General features: G+C 69.4%; 22 protein-coding genes. 8 read left to right on the top strand and 14 right to left on the bottom strand.

Annotated elements, in window-relative coordinates; all coding sequences use genetic code 11:
* Positions 1 to 10: 10 nt before the first annotated feature.
* The 3 genes from QRO03_RS11250 to QRO03_RS11260 form a co-directional block, all read right to left on the bottom strand.
* Entirely contained in the window at positions 11 to 877 is an 867-nt protein-coding gene (locus QRO03_RS11250) for an alpha/beta fold hydrolase (protein WP_285137584.1), read from the bottom strand.
* Between the two features lie 104 nt (positions 878 to 981).
* A complete protein-coding gene (locus tag QRO03_RS11255) occupies positions 982 to 2,238 on the bottom strand; it encodes an alpha-hydroxy acid oxidase (RefSeq protein WP_285137585.1) in 1,257 nt (418 codons plus the stop codon).
* 62 nt (positions 2,239 to 2,300) lie between these two features.
* A complete protein-coding gene (locus tag QRO03_RS11260; protein ID WP_285137586.1) occupies positions 2,301 to 3,773 on the bottom strand; it encodes an MDR family MFS transporter in 1,473 nt (490 codons plus the stop codon).
* 83 nt (positions 3,774 to 3,856) lie between these two features.
* Here QRO03_RS11260 and QRO03_RS11265 point away from each other — a divergent pair, with 83 nt between their 5' ends.
* Positions 3,857 to 4,477 carry a TetR/AcrR family transcriptional regulator gene (locus QRO03_RS11265; RefSeq protein ID WP_285137587.1) on the top strand — a complete coding sequence of 207 codons (621 nt, stop codon included), beginning with the start codon at positions 3,857 to 3,859 and terminating at the stop codon, positions 4,475 to 4,477.
* 6 nt (positions 4,478 to 4,483) lie between these two features.
* Here QRO03_RS11265 and QRO03_RS11270 read toward each other — a convergent pair whose 3' ends face one another.
* From QRO03_RS11270 to QRO03_RS11280, 3 genes are read right to left on the bottom strand one after another with little or no spacing between them, the layout of a single operon-like run.
* Positions 4,484 to 5,329 carry a transglutaminase family protein gene (locus QRO03_RS11270; RefSeq protein ID WP_285137588.1) on the bottom strand — a complete coding sequence of 282 codons (846 nt, stop codon included), beginning with the start codon at positions 5,327 to 5,329 and terminating at the stop codon, positions 4,484 to 4,486.
* Positions 5,326 to 6,258 (bottom strand): alpha-E domain-containing protein, encoded by a 933-nt coding sequence (locus tag QRO03_RS11275; RefSeq protein WP_285137589.1) that lies wholly within the window; start codon positions 6,256 to 6,258, stop codon positions 5,326 to 5,328. The genes QRO03_RS11270 and QRO03_RS11275 overlap by 4 nt, the downstream gene beginning before the upstream one ends.
* 49 nt (positions 6,259 to 6,307) lie before the next feature.
* The gene (locus tag QRO03_RS11280; protein WP_285137590.1) at positions 6,308 to 8,080 is read right to left on the bottom strand and encodes a circularly permuted type 2 ATP-grasp protein; all 1,773 of its coding nucleotides are present in this window, start codon (positions 8,078 to 8,080) and stop codon (positions 6,308 to 6,310) included.
* Between the two features lie 116 nt (positions 8,081 to 8,196).
* Between QRO03_RS11280 and QRO03_RS11285 the strand changes: the two genes are divergently transcribed.
* Entirely contained in the window at positions 8,197 to 9,420 is a 1,224-nt protein-coding gene (locus QRO03_RS11285) for an ATP-grasp domain-containing protein (RefSeq protein WP_285137591.1), read from the top strand.
* A 112-nt stretch (positions 9,421 to 9,532) separates the two neighbouring features.
* On the opposite strand, the gene QRO03_RS11290 is transcribed toward QRO03_RS11285, so the two are convergent.
* A complete protein-coding gene (locus QRO03_RS11290) occupies positions 9,533 to 10,714 on the bottom strand; it encodes a zinc-dependent alcohol dehydrogenase (protein WP_285137592.1) in 1,182 nt (393 codons plus the stop codon).
* Between the two features lie 355 nt (positions 10,715 to 11,069).
* Entirely contained in the window at positions 11,070 to 11,756 is a 687-nt protein-coding gene (locus QRO03_RS11295; protein WP_285137593.1) for a hypothetical protein, read from the bottom strand.
* Positions 11,757 to 12,201: 445 nt separating this feature from the next.
* On the opposite strand from QRO03_RS11295, the gene QRO03_RS11300 reads away from it, so the two are divergent.
* The 3 genes from QRO03_RS11300 to QRO03_RS11310 all read left to right on the top strand — a co-directional run bounded on the left by QRO03_RS11300 (position 12,202) and on the right by QRO03_RS11310 (position 15,074).
* The gene (locus QRO03_RS11300) at positions 12,202 to 12,738 is read left to right on the top strand and encodes a hypothetical protein (protein WP_285137594.1); all 537 of its coding nucleotides are present in this window, start codon (positions 12,202 to 12,204) and stop codon (positions 12,736 to 12,738) included.
* 230 nt (positions 12,739 to 12,968) lie between these two features.
* Positions 12,969 to 13,991 (top strand): hypothetical protein, encoded by a 1,023-nt coding sequence (locus tag QRO03_RS11305; RefSeq protein WP_285137595.1) that lies wholly within the window; start codon positions 12,969 to 12,971, stop codon positions 13,989 to 13,991.
* A gap of 141 nt (positions 13,992 to 14,132) precedes the next feature.
* Positions 14,133 to 15,074, top strand: a complete 942-nt coding sequence (locus QRO03_RS11310; protein WP_285137596.1) for a hypothetical protein — start codon at positions 14,133 to 14,135, stop codon at positions 15,072 to 15,074.
* A gap of 352 nt (positions 15,075 to 15,426) precedes the next feature.
* On the opposite strand, the gene QRO03_RS11315 is transcribed toward QRO03_RS11310, so the two are convergent.
* The 5 genes from QRO03_RS11315 to QRO03_RS11335 all read right to left on the bottom strand — a co-directional run bounded on the left by QRO03_RS11315 (position 15,427) and on the right by QRO03_RS11335 (position 20,927).
* Positions 15,427 to 16,038, bottom strand: coding sequence for a hypothetical protein (locus QRO03_RS11315; protein WP_285137597.1), 612 nt, complete (start codon positions 16,036 to 16,038; stop codon positions 15,427 to 15,429).
* Between the two features lie 422 nt (positions 16,039 to 16,460).
* Entirely contained in the window at positions 16,461 to 17,513 is a 1,053-nt protein-coding gene (locus QRO03_RS11320; protein ID WP_285137598.1) for a hypothetical protein, read from the bottom strand.
* A 137-nt stretch (positions 17,514 to 17,650) separates the two neighbouring features.
* Positions 17,651 to 18,361, bottom strand: coding sequence for a glycosyltransferase family 2 protein (locus tag QRO03_RS11325; protein WP_285137599.1), 711 nt, complete (start codon positions 18,359 to 18,361; stop codon positions 17,651 to 17,653).
* Positions 18,362 to 18,366: 5 nt separating this feature from the next.
* Positions 18,367 to 19,887 carry a bifunctional PIG-L family deacetylase/class I SAM-dependent methyltransferase gene (locus QRO03_RS11330; RefSeq protein ID WP_285137600.1) on the bottom strand — a complete coding sequence of 507 codons (1,521 nt, stop codon included), beginning with the start codon at positions 19,885 to 19,887 and terminating at the stop codon, positions 18,367 to 18,369.
* Complete coding sequence (locus QRO03_RS11335; protein ID WP_285137601.1) at positions 19,881 to 20,927, bottom strand: acyl-CoA dehydrogenase family protein; 1,047 nt, start codon at positions 20,925 to 20,927, stop codon at positions 19,881 to 19,883. Before QRO03_RS11335 ends, QRO03_RS11330 begins: the two co-directional genes overlap by 7 nt.
* A gap of 229 nt (positions 20,928 to 21,156) precedes the next feature.
* Here QRO03_RS11335 and QRO03_RS11340 point away from each other — a divergent pair, with 229 nt between their 5' ends.
* Positions 21,157 to 21,492 (top strand): hypothetical protein, encoded by a 336-nt coding sequence (locus QRO03_RS11340; RefSeq protein WP_285137602.1) that lies wholly within the window; start codon positions 21,157 to 21,159, stop codon positions 21,490 to 21,492.
* Here QRO03_RS11340 and QRO03_RS11345 read toward each other — a convergent pair whose 3' ends face one another.
* On the bottom strand, positions 21,493 to 21,873 hold the full coding sequence (locus QRO03_RS11345) for a MarR family winged helix-turn-helix transcriptional regulator (RefSeq protein ID WP_285137603.1): 381 nt from the start codon (positions 21,871 to 21,873) through the stop codon (positions 21,493 to 21,495).
* Between the two features lie 343 nt (positions 21,874 to 22,216).
* Here QRO03_RS11345 and QRO03_RS11350 point away from each other — a divergent pair, with 343 nt between their 5' ends.
* Together QRO03_RS11350 and QRO03_RS11355 are read left to right on the top strand one after the other, a co-directional pair.
* Positions 22,217 to 22,555, top strand: coding sequence for a DUF7882 family protein (locus QRO03_RS11350; RefSeq protein ID WP_285137604.1), 339 nt, complete (start codon positions 22,217 to 22,219; stop codon positions 22,553 to 22,555).
* 121 nt (positions 22,556 to 22,676) lie between these two features.
* A complete protein-coding gene (locus tag QRO03_RS11355; protein ID WP_285137605.1) occupies positions 22,677 to 22,943 on the top strand; it encodes a hypothetical protein in 267 nt (88 codons plus the stop codon).
* The last annotated feature ends 31 nt before the right edge of the window (positions 22,944 to 22,974 follow it).

The raw sequence follows: 22,974 nt of genomic DNA on the forward strand, positions 1-22,974 counted from the left end.
CCGGCGCGGGTCAGTCGTTGAGGAACTCGGCGGCGACGGGGGCGAACTGCTCCCAGTACTGGAAGACCCCACCGTGTCCGGAGTTCGGGTAGATGATCACCCGCGAGCCCGCGATGCGCCGGTGCAGGTCCTCCGAGAGCACGGAGGGCACCATGCGGTCGTTGTCGCCGTTCGCGATCAGGGTCGGCTGGGTGATGACCGAAAGGTCGGACGGCGCCGAACGGCCGTAGCGGACGATCGCCTTCAACTGCCGGGTGAAGCCGGCGTTCTTCATCGGCTCATCGCGATCGACGGTGCGCTCCTTGAGACGCTCGACGAACGCCTTGCCCGCCTTCTTCCCGGCCGCGTCACGATTGAAGAAGAGGAACTCCTTCGGGTCGGAGCGCGTGATCACCGACCGGAAGATGTCCCAGTAGGTCACGCCGACCACCTTGTCCATGTCTTTCCCGCCGCGCGGCCCGGTGCCGGTGAGCACGAGCTTGCGCACCAGCTCGGGATGCTTCACGACGAGGTCCTGCGCGATCATGCCCCCCATCGAGAACGAGAAGACGTCGATCTTGTCGTAACCGAGACCCCGGGTGATGAAGCGGTATGCGTCGTCGGCTGCTTCTTCGAGGGTGTCGGGGACTCGTCCGGAGGACGCTCCGACGCCGAGCTGGTCGAAGGTGATGACGCGGCGGGTCCGGGCGATCGCGTCGACGATGCGCGGATCCCAATTGTCGAGGGTCGCCGCGAGGTGGACGAAGAAGATGACCGGAACGTCTTCTCTCGGACCGAGCTCGCGGTAGGCGAACGTGTCGCCGTCGACGGTGAGCGTCTTCGCCGGCGCGAGCGCATATGAGGTGATGAGAGGTTCGGACGTGCTGCCGGTGGCCATGGCGGGCTCCTTCGATGCTGACGGGTACGCGTGATGCCCTCGCATTCGAGTGCACTCAATTATGAGTCGCCTCATTACTCAACGTCAAGCATGGGGTTTCCGCCTCAGGCCCGTACGTGGACCCCCTGCGATCCCACGGGCACGAGTCGCGTGAGTTGCGTGACGTGCCGCGGTTCCAGTTCGTCGATCGACGAGACGCCCAGCAGGGTCATCGTGCGCTCGATCTCACTGCGAAGGATCGCGATGGTGCGGTCCACGCCCTGCCGTCCGCCGGCCATGAGTCCGTAGAGGTAGGCGCGGCCGATGAGGGTGAACTTCGCCCCGAGCGCGATGGATGCCACGATGTCGGCGCCGTTCATGATGCCGGTGTCGACCATGACCGTGGCGTCCTTGCCCACCTCGCGCACCACCGTGGGCAGCAGGTGGAAGGGGATGGGTGCGCGGTCGAGCTGACGCCCGCCGTGGTTGGAGAGGACGATGCCGTCGACGCCCTGATCGACCAGGCGTGCGGCATCCTGCACGTTCTGGACGCCCTTGACCACGATCTTGCCGGGCCACATGCGCCGGATGACGTCGAGGTCGTCGTAGCTGATGGTGGGGTCCATCGCGGCGTTCAGCAGCTCGCCGACGGTGCCGCCGGTGGTGCTGAGCGAGGCGAACTCGAGCTTGGGGGTGGTGAGGAAGTCGATCCACCACCAGGGGCGCGGGATCGCGTTGACGATGGTGCCGACGGTCAACTGCGGCGGGATCGAGAAGCCGTTGCGCTTGTCGCGCAGGCGGGCCCCGGCGATGGGTGTGTCGACGGTGAACTGCAGCGTGTCGAACCCGGCCGCAGCGGCCCGCTCCACGAGACCGTACGAGATGGAGCGATCCTTCATCACGTACAACTGGAACCAGTTGCGACCGACCGGGTTGGCGGCCTTGACCCCCTCGATCGAGGTCGTGCCGAGGGTCGAGAGGGTGAAGGGGATGCCGGCGGCCGCCGCCGCAGACGCTCCCGCCGTCTCGCCCTCGGTCTGCATCAGCCGGGTGAACCCGGTGGGCGCGATGCCGAACGGCAGCGCCGAGGGCCCGCCGAGGATCTCGCACGAGGTGTCAACCACGGCGGCGGGGCGCAGGATGTCGGGGTGGAACTCCACGTCCTGGAACGCGCGACGAGCGCGCTCCAGTGACAGCTCGCCCTCGGCGGCACCGTCGGTGTAGTCGAAGGCGGCTTTGGGCGTGCGACGCTTCGCGATCGTGCGGAGGTCCGCGATCGTGAGCGCCGCATCCAGCCGGCGCTTGCGCGCGTCGAGCTCGGGCTTCTTGAACTGCATGAGCTCGAGGAGCTCGCCGACCTTCGGCAGCTGACGCTGAACCATGGGGGTCTCTCTTTCGTGTGGTCTGACCACATCGTACGCGCGAGAGAGCCCCCGGGCCAGGGTCAATGCACCGGCATCCCCTCGACAGCCTCGACCTGCTTCGGCGTGCGCACGAACGCCGCCAGCACGATGACGGCCAACGACAGGCACGCCGCGACGAAGAAAGCCGAGTGGATGCCGGAGGCCGTGGCATCCACCGGCGATGCGCCGTCGCCCGACGTCGCCGCCGCGGCGCCCACGGTCATGAGCGTGACGAAGACCGCCGTGCCGGCCGCACCGGCGAGCTGCTGGACGGTGGAGACGATCGCGGAGCCGTGCGGGTAGAGCTCGCGCGGGAGCGAGCCGAGCGCCGAGGTCATGAGGGGCGTGAACATGAAAGCCAGCCCCAGGCTCAGCACGCAATGCACGGCGATGACGAAGCCGATCGGCGTCGAGGTCGACAGCGTCGCGAAGCCCCACAGGGCGAGGCTGGCGACGACCGCGCCCGGCAGCACGAGGGGCCGCGCGCCGAAGCGGTCGAAGAGGTTGCCGACGATGGGAGCCATGAGGCCCATGAGCAACCCGCCGGGCAGCAGCATCAGGCCGGTGGGCAGCGTTCCGAGGCCGAGCACGTTCTGCAGGTACAGCGGCAGCAGGATCAGCACGCCGAACAGCGTCGTCATGGCGACCACGACGAGGATCACGGCGACGGTGAATGCGGAGTGACGGAAGACCGCGAGGTTCAGCAGCACCCGGTCGGTGGAGCCGAGACGAAGCTGACGCACGACGAAGGCCGCGAGCGCCAGGGCCCCGACGACGAGGGGGATCCAGACCGGAACGATCGCGTGACCGCCGGCCGCCTCGCCGATGCTCGACAGGCCGAAGATGATGCCACCGAAGGCGAGGGCCGAGAGCACGACCGACGGCACGTCGAGGGTGACGCGACGGGTCTCGGTGAGGTTGCGCACCCACCGGGCGCCGAGGGCGATCGCGACGAGGGCGATCGGCACCATCACGATGAACATCGCCCGCCACGGGAAGACCGACAGGATCAGGCCCGAGACGGTGGGCCCTACGGCCGGCGCCACCGAGATGACGATCGAGATGAGGCCCATCATGCGTCCGCGCCGGTGGGCGGGGACGACGTTGAGCACGGTCGTGAACAGCAGCGGGATCATGATCGCCGTGCCGGACGCCTGCACGATGCGCCCGAGTAGCAGGACCCCGAAGCCCGGGGCGACGGCGGCGATCACTGTTCCGAGCGTGAACAGCCCCATCGCGGTGAAGAACAGCGTGCGCAGGGGGAAGCGCTGGATGAGGAACCCCGTGGCCGGGATGACGACGGCCATGGTGAGCAGGAAGGCCGTGGTGAGCCACTGCGCGGTGGCGGCGGAGATGTCGAGCTCGCGCATGAGCTCGGGCAGCGCGACACCCATGATCGTCTCGTTCAGGATGACGACGAAGGCGGCGACGACGAGCAGCGCGATGACGGCGCCCGGACGCACGGCGGCCTTTCCGGGCGGGGCGGCGGTGGGGACGGTTCCGGTGGCGACCATGGACGACCAATCTGAACGGAAGGTGAGCAGCTAGTGACATTGTGGCAGTGACTGCCAATAAGACATGGACTACTGTAGCCGACATGGAGACCGCAGCGGCACCCGTCGGCGAGGCGCTACGCGACCGTCGGCGCCGCGAGACGACGCTCGAGATCTGCGAGGCCGCCCTCGACCTGTTCGAGGAGAAGGGCGTCGCGCGCACGACCGTCGACGAGATCGCCGCCCGCGCGGGCGTCTCGGCCCGCACCTTCTTCCGCCTCGCGGGCACGAAGGAGGACGCCGTCTTCATCGACGACGAACGCTTCGTGACCGCCTTCGCCGAGATCGGTGCCGACGGCGACGACATCGCCGCCCTCACCCGGGCGTTGCGAGAGGTGTTCGCCCGCGAACTCGACCGCCTGCATGCCGACGCCCACGCGCGTGCCCGATTCCTGCGCGTGCGGCGCCTCATCGGTCACGAACCGGCACTGCTCGGCGCCGCCATCCGCCGCGAGGCGACCTCGTCCGACCGGTTCGTCCCCGAGATCGCCGCGCGCATCGGCCTCAGCGAGCTCGACGTTCGCGCGGCGATCGGTCTCGCGGCCCTCGAGATGCGCACGGCCCTCGACGAGTGGGCGCGCCGCGCCGATCGCGGTGAAGAAGCGGACCTCCCCGCCCTTCACCGCGAGATCCGGACGCTGCTCGGGGCCGCGGCCGCCGACTGACCCGGCTCAGGTCTCGCGCGTGATCGTCACCTTCACCTTGAGGTTGCTGCGGCCGGGGCCGGCGTACACGCCGCGCAGGGGCGGCACGTCGTTGTAATCGCGACCGCGGCCCACGAGCACGTGGCGGTCGCCGATCTCGATGTTGTTCGTGGGGTCGAAGCCCTGCCAGTCGCCGGCGAACCATTCCACCCAGGCGTGCGACTCCCCCGTCACCGCCTCGCCGACCTCGGCGGAGGGCTTCGGGTGCAGGTAGCCCGAGACGTAGCGGGCCGGGATGCCGACCTCGCGGAGCGCCCCGATCGCGATGTGCGCGATGTCCTGGCAGACGCCCTTGCGGGCCTCCCAGGCATCGACGGCCGTCGACGTGACGGCCGTGACGCCCTGCATGTAGTCGATGGCGTCGCCCACGGCCTCCGCGATGGCGTGGGCAGCAGGGCCCGGGCGCTCATGTTGCGCGGCGATGGACCGCGCCAGCGCGGCGACCTCGGGATGCGGGGTCGTACGACGCGTCTGGGTGAGTTGCTCGACGGTCGAGATGGATCGGCCGGCCTCGGCGGCGAGCTGCTCCCAGGTGATGTCGGCGTGCTCGATCGGACGCGGACGCACCTCGATGAGCGAGCGTGCCGTGATCGTGAGCGCCGAGTGCGGCGACAGCACGTCGAAAGCCGCGACCCGTGTGCCGAAGTAGTCGACGTACTGATTGACCGAGGTCGACGGTTCGATGTCGAGCGATGAGCTCAGCACGAATTGGCTGTCGGTCGAGTGCGGCAGCATCCGGGCCTCGTTGTACGACGCCGAGACGTCGCCCGGGTAGATGAACCCGGTCTGGTGCTCGATACGCAGACGTTTCACGAGATCTCCCCGATCCAGCTCGGCTCGGCCTGCGTCGGGAAGAACCGCGAACGGATCGCCTCCGACGCCTCACGCGTGACCGTCTGCACGCGTTGCATGTGCTCGGGCAGCTCCGACAGGATCTCGCTGATGGGCCGGTACTCGAGGTCGTTGCGGATCTGCCCGAGAGCGCGGAGCACCGTGTTGGAGTGACCGACGCGATCGGCGCGGGGATCGATGGCGCTCATGCAGTCCTCTGCGCGCTGGATGGAGAAGATGATCGAACGCGGGAACAGGCGGTCGAGCAGCAGGAACTCCGCGGCGTTGCGAGCGCTCGGCATCCCCCGGTACGTGCGCAGGTACGCCTCGTATGCGCCGCACGAACGCAGGATCGTCGTCCACGATGGACCCGACACCTCGGTCAGCGACCGCGTGGCCAACAGCCGCGCCGTCATGTCGGTGCGCTCGATGCTGCGGCCGAGAGTGAAGAACTGCCACGCCTCGTCGCGGTTGGTGGACGAGTCGACGATGCCGATGGCCAGGGCCGCACGCTCGCGCGTCCACTGGAAGAACTCATGGACCTTCTCGGTCTGCAACCGTCGTGGCATCCGGGAATTCGTGGTGTTGAGGGTCTCCCAGAGCTCGGTGGAGACGATCTCGCGTGCGCGGCGGGCGTTCTCGCGCGCGGCGGTGAGCGAGTACGCGATGCTCGACGGGTTCATCCGGTCGACGGCCAGACGCGCGAGCACATCGTCGCGGCGCACGATGTCGATGTTCTCGGGCCAGGCCGAGCCCATCACGCTCAGCAGCGACCGGCACGCCGTGTCCTCATCGATCCACGGGTCTTCGAGCAGGAGCTGAAGGTGCACGTCGAGGATGCGCGCCGTGCCGTCACTGCGCTCGATGTAGCGCCCGATCCAGAACAGCGATTCTGCGATGCGGCTCAGCATGAGCCGACCTCCCTGGTCCCTGAGCTCGTCGAAGGATCTGCGATGCGGCTCAGCATGACCCCTGCTCCCGTCCGGCAACCGAGGACCCTGAGCCCGTCGAAGGGTCCGCGACCCGCTCGCACGCCTGTTGCTGCTGCTGCTCCGCCTGCGGGCCGTGCTGCACGTTCACGTCGGCCTGCTGCTGCTGCTCCTGCTGATCGCGGCCCGGACGCCGATCGTGCGGCGAGGTCGCGGGAGCGGGCTGACCGTCGTAGATGATCGGAATGGACTCGGTGACCGCCGCCTGGTCGGCGACCAGTCCCGAGACGCCACTGCCCTGGCCGTACTCGACGTGCGAGGGGGCCGAACCACCGACGACCCAGGTGTCCTTCGACCCGCCACCCTGGCTCGAGTTGACGACGAGCTGGCCCTCCGGCAGCGCCACGCGGGTGAGACCGCCGGGGAGCACCCAGATGTCGTCGCCGTCGTTGACGGCGAACGGACGCAGGTCGGCGTGCCGCGGCCGCATCCCGTCTTCGACCAGCGTCGGGATGGTCGAGAGCATGACCACCGGCTGCGCGATCCAGCCACGCGGGTCTGCGAGAAGCCGCTTCCGCAGCTGGTCGAGTTCGGCGGGCGAGGCGTCGGGGCCCACCACCAGGCCCTTTCCGCCGGAACCGTCGACGGGCTTGACCACGAGCTCGGGCAGCCGGTCGAGCACCTCTTCGAGGGCACCGGGGTCTTCGAGCCGCCACGTGTCGACGTTCTTGAGGATGGGCTCTTCGGCCAGGTAGTACCGGATGAGGTCCGGCACGTACGTGTAGAGCAGCTTGTCGTCGGCGACGCCGTTGCCGACCGCATTGGCGATCGTGACGTTGCCGAGGCGCGCCGCCAGCATCAGGCCGGGAGCACCCAGCATCGAGTCGGCGCGGAACTGCAGCGGGTCGAGGAAGTCGTCGTCGACGCGACGGTAGATGACGTCGACGCGCTGCGGTCCGCGGGTGGTGCGCATGAACACCTTGCCGCCGATGCTCAGCAGGTCGCGCCCCTCGACGAGCTCGACGCCCATCAGGCGCGCGAGCAGCGTGTGCTCGAAGTAGGCCGAGTTGTAGACGCCCGGGGTGAGCACGACGATGTTCGGGTCGTCGATACCGGGCGGGGCGGAGGCGCGCAGCGCCGCGAGAAGCTTGTTCGGGTAGTCGCCCACGGGGCGCACGCGCATCGACACGAACAGCTCGGGCAGGGTCTGCGCCATCACGCGGCGGTTCGAGATGACGTACGAGACGCCGGAGGGCACGCGGACGTTGTCTTCGAGCACGCGCATCTCGCCGTGCTCGTCGCGGATGAGGTCGATGCCCGACACCTGGATGCGCACGCCGTTGGCGCTGCGGATGCCGGCGGCCTGACGGTAGAAATACTGCGACGACGAGATGAGACCGGCGGGCAGGATGCCGTCGCGCACGCAGTGCTGATTGCCGTAGGCGTCGTCGAGGAAGGCCTCGAGCGCGCGGACGCGCTGCTTCACGCCCGCCTCGATGCGCGACCACTCGTCGTAGGCGATGACCCGGGGCACCGCGTCGAGCGGGAACGGCCGTTCCTCGCCCGCGAAGTCGAACGTCACGCCCTGCGCCAGATAGGAGCTCGCGAGCGACTCGGTGCGCCCGCGCAGCTCCTCCTGGGTCATCTGCGCGAGCGCTTGGTACAGCTCCCGGTACGCCTCGCGAGAGGGTGCGGCGTCTCCGGCCGTGGCCGGGACACCGAACATCTCGTCGTACGCCGGGATGCCGGATGCGGTCTTGCGCGGCGCCAGCGTGGAGCCGTAACCGTCGAAGAGGTCACCCATGCCAAGACTCTACTCAGCACCGTGTTGCCGACACGTTTCCCGGGCGACGATGTCGGGGTGTCGGGGGTGTGGATAGAGTGACGCCAACGTTCGCCGCCACGATCAAGGGTGCTTCCATGCGCGTGCTCGTCACCAGTTCCCGCAACACCTTCGCCCTGGATCTGATCCGCAAGCTCGGGAGCGTGGGGCACACGGTCTTCGCCGCCGACACGTACGAGGGAGCGGTCGGCAGCCATTCTCGATTCCTCGCGGGCCACCTGACGACCCCGTCGCCGCGCTTCGAGACCGACGCGTTCATCGAAACGGTCAACGCCTACGTCGAGGAGCACGACATCGAGGTCGTCATCCCGACCTTCGAGGAGGTCTTCTACCTCGCCGCCCGCGCGGCCGACCTGCCCGAGGGGGTGCGCCTGTACGCCGGACGCTTCGGCGACCTCGCGCGCCTGCACGACAAGGCGAGCTTCCAGCGCCTCGCCGAGGATGCCGGCGTGCCCATCCCCGAGACGGTCGTCGTCACCTCGCCCGACGAGCTGCGCACCGCCACCGAACGATTCCCCCGCTACTTCGCCCGCGCGGCCTTCTCACGTGGTGGCGTCGGCCTGCTCACCAACACGGGCCCGCTCGCGGGCAAGGTGCCGATCGGGGACTGCGTGCCGACCCCCGAGCAGCCGTGGCTCGTGCAGCCGTTCGTCGACGGGCCGATGGTCTGCACCTACAGCGTGGTCGTCGACGGCACGGTGCAGGCGCACACGACCTACCGGGCGGCCGAGCAGTGGGCGCACTCCACCGCGATCGCGTTCATCGCCGTCGACAGCACCGACACCCTGCGCTACACGCAGCAGCTCGTCGCCGCCCTCGACCCGGGCTTCACGGGGCAGATCTCGTTCGACTTCGTCGACCACGGCACCGACGCGGCCCCCGACTACAAGATCATCGAGTGCAACCCGCGCCCCACCAACGGCATCATCCTGCTCGAGGCCGACGACGTCGCCAGGGCGATCCAGGGCGAGCTCACCGAGCCGGTCGTCGCCATCCCCGGGACCGAGCGGCAGATCACGCTCGCGGTGATCGCCGACGCGTTCACCGAGCCGCTGTCGCACCTGCCGAAGACCCTGCACGACCTGCTCCACGTGCGCGACGTCGGCGCCGGATGGTGGGACGACGCCGCGATGCTCTGGAGTCCGGCCACGATCGCGCACGGCGCGAAGATCTCGCACGGCGACCGCAAAGAGGTCCTCGCCGCCCTCGGCGACGACATCGTCTGGAACGGCGAGCCGATCGAGGGCATGAGCGAGACGGATGCCGCGGCCCTCGAGGCCGTGCACGCCGGTCGCATCTGAGTCCGCGGCATCCACCCCCTGCCGAGCCGATCGCGAGACGGCATCCCCCGACTAGAGCGTCTCGGGCGGCAACCGCCCCGTCGGCCGAAAACCGTCTCGCGCGCGGCGGGGGTCAGGTGCCGGGGCGCAGCACGACCTTGATGCAGCCGTCCTCCTTCTTCTGGAACGTCTCGTACAGGCCGGGGGCGTCGGCGAGCGGCGCGTGGTGGGTGACCAGGTCCATGACGCCGAGCGGGTCGGCGGGGTCCTCGACGAGCGGAAGCAGGTCGTCGACCCAGCGCTTGACGTTGCACTGCCCCATCCGGAAGGTGATCTGCTTGTCGAACATCGTCTTCATCGGCAGCACGTCGGCCTCACCCGCGTAGACCCCGCTGAGAGAGACGGTGCCGCCGCGGCGGACGAGGTCGATCGAGGCGTAGACCGCGGCGAGACGGTCGAGTCCGGCCTTGTCCATGAGCTTCTGCGCGAGGGCGTCCGGCAACAGTCCGACGGCGCTCTGCGCGAGGGCGATACCGCGGTTGCCGTGCGCCTCCATGCCCACGGCATCCACCACCGCGTCGGCCCCGCGACCCTCGGTGAGGTCGACGAGCTCGTCGACGACCGTGTCGGTGAGGTCGTAGGTGAGCACGCCGTGGCGCTCGGCCATCGCGCGGCGTTCCGGCTCGGGCTCGATCGCCAGCACCCGGTAGCCGAGGTGCACGCCCATGCGGGCGGCGAACTGGCCGACCGGGCCGAGTCCCATCACCGCGAGCGTTCCCCCCTCGGGCACGTTCGCGTACTTCACGCCCTGCCAGGCGGTCGGGACGATGTCGCTGAGGAAGAGGTAACGGTCGTCGGGCAGATCGTCGCCGACGCGGATGTGGTTGTAGTCGGCCAGCGGCACGCGCAGGTATTCGGCCTGGCCCCCGGGCACCTGGCCGTAGAGCTTGGTGTAGCCGAAGAGCGCGGCACCGCTGCCGTACTCGCGCACCTGCGTCGTCTCGCACTGCGACTGCAGGCCGCGCCGGCACATGAAGCAGTGCCCGCACGAGATGTTGAAGGGGACGACGATGCGGTCGCCCACCGCGAGGTTCGTCACGGCGGAGCCGACCTCGACCACGACGCCCATCGGCTCGTGGCCGAGCACGTCGCCTTTGTCGATGAAGGGGCCGAACAGCTCGTACAGGTGCAGGTCGGAGCCGCAGATCGCCGTCGAGGTGATCTTCACGATGGCATCCGTGGGTTCGAGGATCTCGGGATCGGGGACCTCCTCGACGCTCACGTTGCGCTTGCCCTGCCAGGTCAGTGCCTTCATGTCGTGCCTCTCGTTCCGGGGACGCCCAGTGTGCGCCCGCACGCGGCGGCGCACCGAGGTGGTTGACGAGCCCCCTCTGGGTGCGTCACGTGCCTGGGGACACGTCCAGCACCCTCGGTGAACTCGCGCGAATCGAGCGCGCACAGTTCCTCCACAACCTCAGCCCTCGAAGCCGCCGATTCCAGAATCGATCGTCGGATCTTCATCGATGGGTCCGGTGACACTCGTCATGAGATTCGCGGGGGATGCCACACCCCCACACCTCCCCCGAACTGGCAACTCCATCAAGCGGTACACGAACGAGGTCCCGTCCTTGCGCGTTACCGATGGTTGTGCGCCAACGGCTTCAGCGCCGTCACACCAGGGTGGTGAGGGAGAGGTTCAGTAGCGGCAGGCTGTCGCGCGGAAACACGTTTGTGGAGACGGTGTGCTCGTCGACGCGGAATACGACGGCGTACACGAATGGGTCGGTATCGATGTGAATGGCCGAGCGGTGCTCGCCATCGACCTCAAGAGAGGCCTCCGCGATAGCGGTCGGCTTCACTCTCCACTCCGTCGTCCTCGTCGGTCCGGCGGGGATGCCAAGCTGTTCGCGGAAGCTGTTCCGCAGCACGTGGTTCGTGTGATCGACGAGTTGTTGAGACAGTGAGTGTCGTTCGGCGTCGGGTGATGCGTGCCAGGCCGTGCGCGTTGCTTCCCACAACATCGGGTAGAGGTGAAGCCTCGCCTGCTCGATGAGCCAAGGCGGCCGACCCCACGGGGGCTCTTCCTCGATGGACCGACGCGTCCGTTCGTCCAGCTCTCGCTCATTGCGCGGGTCACCGTGGTCTTCGGGGACGCGCCAAAGGGCGTAGCTGAGATGCACCGACATGTCCGTGAGACCGGCCGGCCCGCTGCCTTCAGCGAAGCCTGTGATCGGTGTCCGAGTCACTGCTGGTTGCGGTCGCAGCTCGAACACCGGGAAGGGGATCGAACGCAGTCGCGCTTCCGAGGCGATGCTCGGATCGGGGGCATCCGTCGGTACTGTTCCGCCGTACTCCATGTTGGCAGTCTGAACGAGACGCTTCGAAAATGCGCCCACGTGGGCGGATATGTGCGCTGTGCGGCGGGCGGCGGTGTCGACCCGCGTAGGAGCGCTGCGACGAGAGCTGCAGCGCCGAGAAGCGCCCTCCACGGGCGGGGCGGCGCCAACCGCCACTGCCCCTTCGCGCTCTTTCCGAGACGCCAGGCAGCACCCGAAACACGCCCGCCGCGGAAGGTGGTGCGAGCCCATCGGTCTCGCACCACCGGATCTCGCACCCTCGCCGCACCTCGTGCGATGATGGCGCACATGGATCGCGCGGGGGCCGATCGCGACGACGAGATTCCGGCCACGACCTCGGAGCACATCAGCAATGAACGATGAAACGCGCACGCACGCATACGCGCTCCTCACCAACTCCGCGAACACCGCCGACACCGACCCCTCCACGGCCTTCACGCGCACCATGAGCACGCTCACGCAGACAACGCTGCGTGAGGCCCGCCTCACCGGCGACCCCGGCACCGATGAATCGCAGATCCTCGCGTGTGCAGTGATCTTGGACGAACTGGCAGCCAGGATCACGTCCGAGACGACTCGCACCGGTACGTCGCTGACCCCTCGCTCGGGCGAGGACGGCGAGCCGGCCGCTGACACCGCACGCGACGCGGTACTCGACGAACTGCGCACGCGAGTACCCCGAGATGGCACCGCTCAAGCGGATCTGGCAACGGCCCTGATCGACTTCACGATCCACCGACGTGACGCCGACCGAGAGGACGACGCCGAGTATCGCAGCGTCGTCGCCCGCCTTTACCGCATCCACGAGCGCGTCCACACGGGGACCGCCGCCGAGTGCTACGTCACACTGCTCGCCGCGTCCGCCACCGTGATCAACGACCTCATCACGCAACTGGTCACCCTGACGGACACCCCCGCCGCCGAGATTCGCCACAGCATGCGTGAATTCATCCGCAGCCAGCCCAGCCCCACGCGCGTCTAGACGCACCTCGGCACGTGCACCCACGGTGCCGCGGTCGTGACAGCGGATCGCCCGCGCAATCGCAGGTGGGCCCTGAAGCGGACACGGCCACTACAGGACGTTGCTCGCGCGGACAGCGCCGTGCCATCGTTTACTCACCTTCGGGACATTGCTGTTCAAAAGAACGCCGGCCCGACGACGTAGGGTTCCGCTGACGGACGAGAACTCGATATCCAGCTAGGACGGCCCCCTTGGACGACGACACCCTCTTGGGCATACTCCTGCGCGGCCGGCCGGCGACGGTCGACGACGCGGCGCGGACGACGCACCTCGATCCCGAGCAGATCTCCGCGGCCATCGATCGGTTGCGCGAACAGGGACGCATCGGGGGCACCGGCCAGACTCTGGCCTACCCACCCCCCGCGCAGTGGATGACCGAGGCGGTCTCGGCGCACACCCGTCGAGCTCGCGCCGCATCCGAGGACGCCATGTCGGGCATCGAGCGGATCCTCGAGAATCTTCCGACCGTGCTCAGCGCGTGGGTGGCGGGTGAGATCTCCACCGATCTCGTGCCCACGATTCTGCGCCACGGACCGTACGCCGTCGACAACATGATGTGGGAACTCCGAGGGGGACCATCAAGCGAGTTCGTCGCCGTGCTGGGAAGCGTTGAGCGGCTGATGACCCCCACCAGCGAGCGGGCCGAGCGTTTCGGGGGTGAGTTGAAAGAGGACCACAACCTTCGCGTCATCGTCCCCACCGCGGTGACCTCTGACGCGCGCGTTCTCGAGCGCATGTCGCAGTACGGCCCGCGAGGCCTCGAGTATCGGACGCTGGATAAGGTACCGGGCTGGTTCTGGGTCGACGGCGACCACATCGGCCTGCCGTATGTCTGGGGTGAGGCGGCTCCCACCAGTGTCCTCGGACTCCGTCACGAGGGGCTGGCCAACTTCGCTCGCGCCTACTTCGAAGAGCTCTGGCAACGCGCCGAGCCCCTGGAAGCGGAACAACACACGTGGAGCTCCCTCCTTCACCTCATGCTGCAGGGCTACACCCTCGAGAGCGCGTCGAACAACCTCGGCATCAACCCCCGCACCGGCCGACGTCGCATCGCTGCCGCGATGAGGCATTACCAAGCTCCCACTCTCTTCGCGCTCGGGGCGGCTTGGACCGCGGCCAGATCCGCTGGCGCGGGGGGTTCGAAGCCCTTCGCCGCACCGACACACCAGGGGGAGGCGGAACAATCCTCTGGATCGCGCGCCTCCGCCACATGAGGCGGGGCCGCCGGGGTGCCATGGAGTGCACCGCCGCACCTCGTTCGCTCCACCTCGACCAGCCAGCATTCGATGACGGGTACGGGCGCATTCGGATGCCGAACCCCGCTTGACGCGTCAGAATCACCGCGGGGAGAGTGCATGGGATTGTCATTCGGGTTGCTGGTTGTCAGCGTCACGGTTGCCGCTGCTGTGGTGTCCGTGGCCGTGCCGCGCGTCGGCGCCCCCGGCTCGGCGATGTCGTTCCTGCGATTCGCCGCAGTGTCGGGCGTGTGCGCTGTCGGCTCCAGCACGATGTATTTCATCCACAACGCCGGCGGGGGCATCAGTGCGCTCATCATGGGCGATGCGTTGATGGTGCTCGCTCCGGCGCTCATGTACGTCGCCGTTCGCGCTCTCGAGGGCCGTCGGGTCAGAGGCGCGTTGAGCTATGCCCTCGCCCTTGCGTCGGTCGTCGCCACGGTGACCGCCCTGGTCCCCCTGCCGGCATCGCTCGCGGTGAAAGCGCTGGCGCTGTCGGTGGCGTGCGGGGTGGGGGCCTTGGCGGCTTGGCGATCGCGGATCAGTCCGGCCGCGCCCATGCGGGTCATCGTGGCAGTGAACCTGGTCTATTCGTTGTACAGCGCGGCCCGCATCGTGGTGGGTATCGGAATGGGTTGGCACTCACCACTGTTCCTCGCGGCGTTCTCGTTCGTCCCGACCACAGTGCTGGGTGCTCTCGCCGTGATGTCGATCGGTGGGGCGGTCCTGCGGTTGCGTCTCGAGCCTCGTGTGACCGAGACCGCCTCCGGGCGTCCTCCGGGTGTCGCCGTCGTACTCGGCGATTGGGACCTCGCCTCCGCCGCCTATGGGACTGAACGCATGGGCAGGCTCCTCGCCGAGATGCGCACGGTAGCGCGGGCGATCGATCCCGACGCGAAGGACATCCCGCACGGTGTGATGCTCTCGGCACCCGACGCGGTCAACGCGATCAGCGAACGAGTGCGCACGAATCACCGATGGAAGCCCGATGAGGCCGTACTGCTCGTTGACGGAGCATCGACAGCGCATTCCGATCTTCCTCGCTCCGATGCCGATGGATGAGGTGAGGGGCGCCGTCGGGCGACGGCACGCAGCCGGATGCCAGCGAGCACCCCGTCGGGACGCCGATCATCGTCGCCCCAAACGCCCCGAGGAACTCTCCCCCGGAGCCGACGCGGAACTGCGCGAACTGGTCGGGGCCACGTCAACTACGAAGATGGCCGACATCGACGCCACCTTCGGGACATGAAATGAACCCTCTCCGGCCACGGAACGCCGGACCCTGACATACGGGGTGCGGCGTCGCCCGGCCTCACGCAGGACCGCTCGCGGTGCGACACGGGATGGGTGTGGGCGCGGCAGACATGAGCGGCCACCGCCGTGATGCCGGCGGCCGCTCAGTCGGTGAGGAGGGTCAGGCGCAGCGGGCGAGGTATTCCTGCACGTCGGCGCGGGTGAGCGTCTTCAGCGCAGCGAGGTCGTGATGAGTGCGGAGGTATGCGCGGGCGAGGGTCGTGGCTTTTGCGACCGTCAGGGAGGACCGGTCAAGGCAGGGGGCGGAGTCGAGCGGGTTCGTTCGCGGGGTGCGCAGGTCGGCGTCGATGCCGGTGATGGCGTCGTCGATGCTGGTGATCACGACGGTCTCGGCGCCTTCCATGGTCGGGCTGTTGCGCCACCACTGCGCCATCCCGCCCTCTCCGTCGGAGCCGAAGCCGACGACGTAGGAGGAGCCGAAGATGCCGGGTTGGGGGTCCAGCCCACGGATGGTGTAGTCCCCGTTCTCGTCGGTCATGGCGTCGAAGTACCCGTAGAGGTGGAGGTATGCCGAGACCGGGACAGTGACACCATCGTCGGTCTTGACCTGGCCGCTGATGGTCGCACCCAGCGGCAACACGTACTCGGGGAGGACGAGCGTCGCGCCCGTGGCCACCGCGAAGGCCGTCCCTCGGCCGAACCTCGTGGTGGCTCCGAGATTGCGGGGCACGTGCACACCGTCCTCGACCTGCGCGGCGACGACGTATTCCACGCCGGAAATGACGCTAGCGGTGAATGTGCCGTCACCCGAGGTCGTCGCAACAACCGTGGGAGTTTCTGAGGTCACCGTCGGCGGGAAAAGGTACACCTCGGTGCCCGCGGCCGGTGGGGAGCTCGGAGGTCCTTCAAGAAGGACCTGACCATTGATGGTCCCGGTCGCTTCCGGGGTGTCGGCGTGGGCGGGGACGGCAACCCCGGAACCCACCAGAAGGGCGGCCGCCGCGACGGCAAGGGAATGTCGGATAGAAGCGCGCGAAAGCATGGACATGAAGATCCCCCCGTGGGAGCACGGTGCCCCCATCAGTCCCGACCCTAGGGTGCCGACGCGGATGACGCTTCTACGCGTTCGAACTGTTCACGAACCTGGCTTCGCCTGGTGCGAAACCGAACGGTTTTGCACCGCGGGACACTCCGTCAGAAATCGAGCACGCCGTCGATCGCCGTCTCGACCGGCGGGAGCCTTCCGGTGTCGAGATCTTCCATGAGGTGCACCGACGCATGGAGCGACGGCATGAACCGCCCCGCGGCGTCGAAGACGCGGAGCGCCCGCCTCATCCGCCCGCCCGGGAAGTGGGGATGCCGGAAGCTGACCTCCACGCGCGTGTCGGGCCACTCCCCTCGCACATCGACCCGGGGTTCGCGCAGGCCACGGACGAGCGGTCCCGACTTTCCGGAGGGATCGGTCCAGTACCGTTCGAGGTCGGCGAACTCGCGGGTCACCGCGGTGACCGCGTCCTCGATGTCGTCGGTGCGCACGCACGCCGGCCGCCACGACGCGCGCGGGTCGCCGATCGCGCGCGGGACGCGTTGCGGAACGAGCGCGCTCATCACCGTCATCATCTCGGCGTCGTCGACGGGGCGGAGGGTGAGATCGTGAATGCGAAGCTCACTCGGCAGCGCTCCCGGCGGGAGGACGATCTCGGCGGTCGCGTACTCCCACCCCTGTCGCGACCGGCGCGGCGGCTCCGTGTGGACGGCCACACGCGCGTCGGAGGCTCCGGCGTCGATCGCCCACGCGACGCGGCGGTCGACCCGCATTCGATGCTCAGCGCCGTCGACCGAGCGGATCCGCACGTCGTCCGATCGCCAGGCGTCGGCCCTATCCGGGTCGCTCGAGGCTGCCGGATCTCGCAGCCAGAGACCGTGGACGGTCGCGCCGACCAGTTGAGCGTCGCCCAAAGACTCGACGATCCCCACCGACGCGTCCCGTCCGATGTGAACGGCGGCGCTGCGGCCGCGTGCGATCGCCTCGTCCTGAGCCTCTTGCGGGCGGTACACGACCCACGCACCCGTCGAGGTGGAGAGCAGGGTCATTCCGGTCGCACGAGCGCCGAGATCCAGGTCGGGCCACGTCGTCACCCGTTCCGGTTCGTCCGAGCACCGCACGAGGGCGACCGGCTCGTCCTCGGCGATCGAGATCGTCGCGTTCCCGACGCGCACCCGTTGCCACCCGTACTCCCCCGGCATCCCCTCAGTCTCTCAGGAGGCCCATCGGCCCTGTCCCCTCCTCGCGCCGAGCTACACGGCCGCGGGTTCGGCGCCCGCTGCGCCGGGGCGTCATCCTCCCGCGGCGACAGCACCGCCCCTCATCCGGAGCCGATACGTCACGCCCCGGGCGCGGCCAGCGGGGGAGCGTCGATCCACGCGTGCACGCGCGCGAGGAACGCCGCGTATCCGGCGGGGGTGCGCCCGACGAGGCGTCCCGACGTCTCGACCTCGTGCACGTCGCTCGCGCGCTCGCGCGCGCCGATCGCCCGGGCCGCGCGTACGAGGGCGACGTCTTCGTGGGCCGCCAGATCCGGGATGCCACCGGCCTCGAGGTAGGTGCTCGCCCGCACGCCGAGATTGGCACCGTGCACATTGCCGGGCGGGCGGCCGCGGTGGTGCGTCGCGCGCCAGTACGCGACGTGTCGGGCACTGAGGTCGGCGAAGTCGGGGCGGACGGTTCCGAGGACGAGGTCGACGCCGCCGCCGGCGAGGTCGAGCTGGTGGCTGATCCAGTCGGCGGGCACGACCGTGTCGGCATCCGTCATCGCGATCCAGGTGTCGCCGGGGCTCGCAGCCAGCAGCGACAGGGCGTACGCGACGCCGGTCCGACGCGCGGTGCCGACGCGACGCGCATCGATCTCGACGACCTCGACCGGCCATCGGCGCACGTGCAGCTCGGTCGCGTCGGTGCATGCGTCGAGCACGACGACCACGACAGCGACGAGGTCGGGGGTGCGCTCGCGCGCATGCGCCACCGCCCTCCCGACCGACGACAGACACCGCCCGATCAGGGCTTCCTCGTCGTGCGCGGGGATGACGACCGTCACCGCTCTCACGGTGCGAGTCCGGCCTCGGTCGCCACCGACCGCGCCCCCGGGCGCGCGAACACCTCGAGGACGAAGTCCTCCTCCTCGTGCCGGACGAGGCGCACGAGGTCGGCCCGCTCGGCGAGCGCATCGTGGACGCTGTCGCCGCTGCGGGGGTACTCCGCGACCGGATGCCGCCAGTGGCAGGCCACGAGGTGACCGTCGGCGCTCAGTGACGCGACGGCGGCGGTGAGCCCGCGGTCGAGATCGGCCCCCGCCCAGTAGTAGGCGACCTCCGACAGCACCACGAGGTCGAACTCGCCCGTGGGCCAGTCGTCGGGGAGGGTGCCGCGGCGCAGCTCGACGTGCGCGGCGTCGGGCATCCGCCGGCGGGCGCGGTCGAGGGCGGCGGCGGCGAGGTCGACGGCGAGCACGCGGTCGCTCCGACCGGCCAGCTCCACCGTGAGCGCGCCCGTCGAGCACCCCGCCTCGAAGGTCGCCCGGTACCGTCGCCGCGGGAGGGCGGCGAGCAGCACGGCGCGCTTGCGCTCCTCGTACCAGCGCAAGTCGAAGCCCCACGGGTCGTCGTGCCGGGCGTAGATGTCGTCGAAGTAGGCCTGGCCGACGGTGGAGTCCGTGGCCGGAACGGGCGCCGCGGGGTCGGGCGCGGGCGGAGCCGGGGCCGGCGTCGGGGCAGAGGCGGGCGCCGCGGGATCGGGAGTGGCCGGGAGCGGGGCTGGAGCCGGCTGACCGGTCGACCCGGCGCGCTCGGTCGCGGCGCGTGCGGCCGCACCCTCGGTCGGCTGCGGCGCGAAGAACACCTCGGCATCCCGCTCGAAATGCGCGCGCATGCGCTCGTGCACCATCGATTCGTCGCCGGGCGCCGGCGACAACGGCTGGAGCTGACTGGCGTGCGCGTCGAGGGCGCGGGTCTTGGCATCCCGCACACCGGAGTCGAGGACGAGACGCTCCGCGGCCTCCCACGGCAGATCGCCGGGTCCGCCCCAGTGCCACAGCCAGATCGGGAACGCGCGCGAGCGCACGCCCCGGGCCGCGCACACCTCCTCGACGGTCTCGCCGACGACGCGGTGATCGCGGTGACCGTCTCCGCGCCAGGGCGACAGCACCAGCACGCGGTCGGAGCCGGCCCGGTCGAGCGCCTCGCCGAGGGCGATGGCGATGGCATCCCGATACCCGTCGGTTCCGCCGTCGGGAAGGCCGAGGAACAGCGGCTCCGCGCGGAGCCCGAGGGTCGCCGCGGCGGTGCGCACCTCGCGACGGCGCAGCAGCCCGAGCGTCGCGGGCGAGTGCGTGGGCGAGTCGGGGTGCGATCCCTCGCCATCGGTCACGACGACGAGGTCGACCGGGATGCCGCGGACGCCGGCCGTGGCCAGGATCCCCGCCGCCCCGAGGGTCTCGTCGTCGGGGTGCGCGGCGACCACGATCAGTCGGTCGACGTCGAGGTCGAGCGGTGGCAGGTCGCGGCGGAGAGCGGTGGTCCAGACGCCTTCGTCGGTACCCGGGTCGCGGTGGTCGAAGCTCACCATGCTCCGCCTCCCCGCACCACGTCGCCGCCGATCTTCGCGAGGTCGCGGGCGCCGTGGTGCTGCCGCACGTACACCTGCAGGTCTGCCACCCGTCGCGCGTGCGCCTCGTCGGCGACGAGGGGCCGGGGACCGAGGGCATGGGCGGCCTCGGAGATCGTCGTCTCGACAGCGTCGGCCACGACGGTGCGCGCGCGGGAGGCACGGAGTCCCTCGGATGCCGTGCCCCCGACGTCGAACGCCCGCACGGTCTCGACGAGAACGGCGCGAGCGGCCCACAGAGCCGTGTCCGCACGGCCCAGGTGCACGCGCGAGAGCTGATCTGCGCGGTCGCCCGCGGCGGCGTCGGCGAGCGCTGCGCGAAGCGGTACGGCTCCTCCCCACCAGCACGCGGCGACCCCGACCCCGCCATGGGCGAAACCGGGCCGACGCAGGTACCACCCGGCATCCCCCACCGGCACGGCCCGCGCACCCTCGACGTCGATCGGGGCGCTGACGACGCGATCGAGTCCGCGGGCGTGCCACGGGCCCGAGCGGGCGGTCACGGCCGCGTCGCGCAGGTCGAGCGCGAAGAGCTGTCGTCGTTCGTCGTCGACCCAGGCCGTGACCAGTGCGCTGTCGAGGTCAGCGGCGAGCGAGCACCACGGCTTGGTTCCGTGAAGCGTCCAAACGCCCGCGTCGTATCGCGCCTCGAGTCGCACGCCCGGTCCCTCTGCGGCGAAAACGCCCCAGGCGCCGGTCGCATCGAGGTCGAGGTCGAAGCCCGACGCGGCGGCCTCGTCGAGGATGGCGAGTGCGTCGAGGTGCGGCTCGAGCACGCGGGCGACGGCGACGTCGCGGGCCGCCACCGACGCGAGCAGCTCCCACGTCGCCGCAACCGACGCCGGTCGGGCGACGTCCACCGCCCATGCGAGGGTGGCGGCGGTGTCGGTGCCGAGGCCGTCGACGGCATCCGCGGCCTCCAGGGCGCCACGGACGCCCCCCAGGCCGGGGGTGTCATCGGGTACGAGCAGGGGGAACGCGGGATGGTCGCCGTCAATCACCTGGTCAGCATCCGCGCGCGTGCGTCTTTCGTGCAGATCCTTGACACCGCAGTCCGTCCCGGACAGGACGGGCGGACTCGCGCCGCACCCGGCCCTGCGGGCGGGGCGATGTCCGACGGGTCTCCACACTCTTGGACCGAGGCCAGAATGACGTACGATTCATGCGGCGTCACGATCTCGCCGGGAAGATTCGAGGGTGCGGACGGTGCCGTTCCGGAGCAAACACACGTTGCAGGCTTGGCTCGACGAGCACGCGGCCAGCGGCGCCGACGGCGGCGGCGTGGCGTACGTCGCCGACCAGGAGGCCGTCGACGGCCGCGACAGCGGACTCGTGGTCTACCCGCTCAGCAATGCGACGACGTCGGTCTATCTGCAGGCCGTCGCGGTGGGGCAGCCGGACTGGCGCGTCACGATCGAGGCCCAGCCCGAGGTGACCGAATTGTCGCCGGAGGGTGTCTACGATCTGTGCCGCGAGCTCCGCAACGTCGCAGATCTCTGCGCGTTCCTGCAGGCCAAGTCGGCCGAGCACCTCATGAGGTGCCGCGAGGCGGACGCCTCGTCCTGATCAGGCGGCGGAGGCGGCGTCCGTCGCGACGCCGTCGACTCGCTCGGCCTGTTCGCTCGCGGCCATCGTGGTCTGCAGGAGCAGCGCTGCGAGGTCGGCTTCGAGCTGCGGGTCGAGGTTTCGGATGATCCGCCGGCACGTGTCGTCGAAGCGCGCCAACTGCGACCACGGCTCTTTCGCCAGGTCGACGTCGAGGTGGATGTGATTGACACGCCGGTCGGTCTCGTCGGCCTCCCGGCGCAGGATCCCCCGTCGCACCAGGCGTTCCACCATCGTCGTGACGCCCGCCGACGTCACTCCGAGGTAGCCGGCCAGTTCTGAGGGCCTCACTCCGGGGTGTTCCCCGACGAACGACAACGCCTTCGCATCCAGCTCGTTCACGCCGAGTTGCTTGCGCGCTCGAACGGCAGCCGCTTCACGCTCTCGCGAGTAGTGCGTCAACGCTCCCATGAGCGGCGAGGATTCGCCCGATTCCCCTGCCATCGATCCGCTCCCCTCGTTCCGTGTGCTACCGAAACTATACCTAACGCCCTAAAGTTCCCCGGCTGACATTCACCAGGAATGATTGTCAGGATACGTGATGATCAACACAGTTATCTAACTGCGTTTACTATCTGCTAGGTTGATGATCATCGAGGTTGAAAGTTTTGAGACGTCCCCGGGCGCGAACGCCGTCTCCTCCCTCCCCCGCATCTTCACGCACCCCGCGACGTCAGGAGTCATCATGGGAAAGCTCTTCTACGGTTCCGACCCTCAGCCCATCGACATCGAGGACCGTCTGCTGCAATACCTCCAGGTCGTCCTGTCCACCAAGCTGCGACGGAGCGAATCGTTCACCATCACCTGGACGGGCGCCACCGCGCAGCAGCACCGAACGACCCTGTGGATCCAGCCGTCCATCTCACTGCGCTTCCTCTACGACAGCGCCGAGTCCACACGCCTGTCCGGCGGGTACCTCCGCCAGCTCGCCGACCAGGCCGCCATGTCGTCCGGGCTGATGCTGAACGCACGCACCTGGCAGCAACAGGAAGACGCACATCGAGCACAACTTGCTGCGGCCTGACCCCGTCGCGCGCTCCGCCGGGGGCGTTCCGACGTTGCCGGGCACGGCACCCGTCGCACCACCCGCGGCTGAATCGTCGAGCACAGCACGACGCACGCGACCGTTCCCGTCCGATCGACGCGTGAGAACTCCGCGCGCGGACTCGTCGTCGCTGCTCCGCGCGGCGGCGACGATCGCGTCGATCATCCTCGTGGCAACCGGATCGTGGACGGCTGCCATCGCCGCGGGCCTGATGACCGTGGCACTCCTGCTCTGGACCCATCGCGCCGCGGTGAGCGTCGTGGTGGTCGTCGGTGCCGCATTCGTCCTGCGTACGGTGGTCGCCTTCGTCACCCGGCAGGACGGCCCGACACGGGGCCGCGAGGCGAGAACGCGCTCCGAAGGCTGACAGTCGACCGCTCTCCAGGGCCGGGGATGCA

The sequence above is a fragment of the Microbacterium sp. lyk4-40-TSB-66 genome (genome assembly GCF_030209475.1).
Lineage (GTDB): Bacteria > Actinomycetota > Actinomycetes > Actinomycetales > Microbacteriaceae > Microbacterium.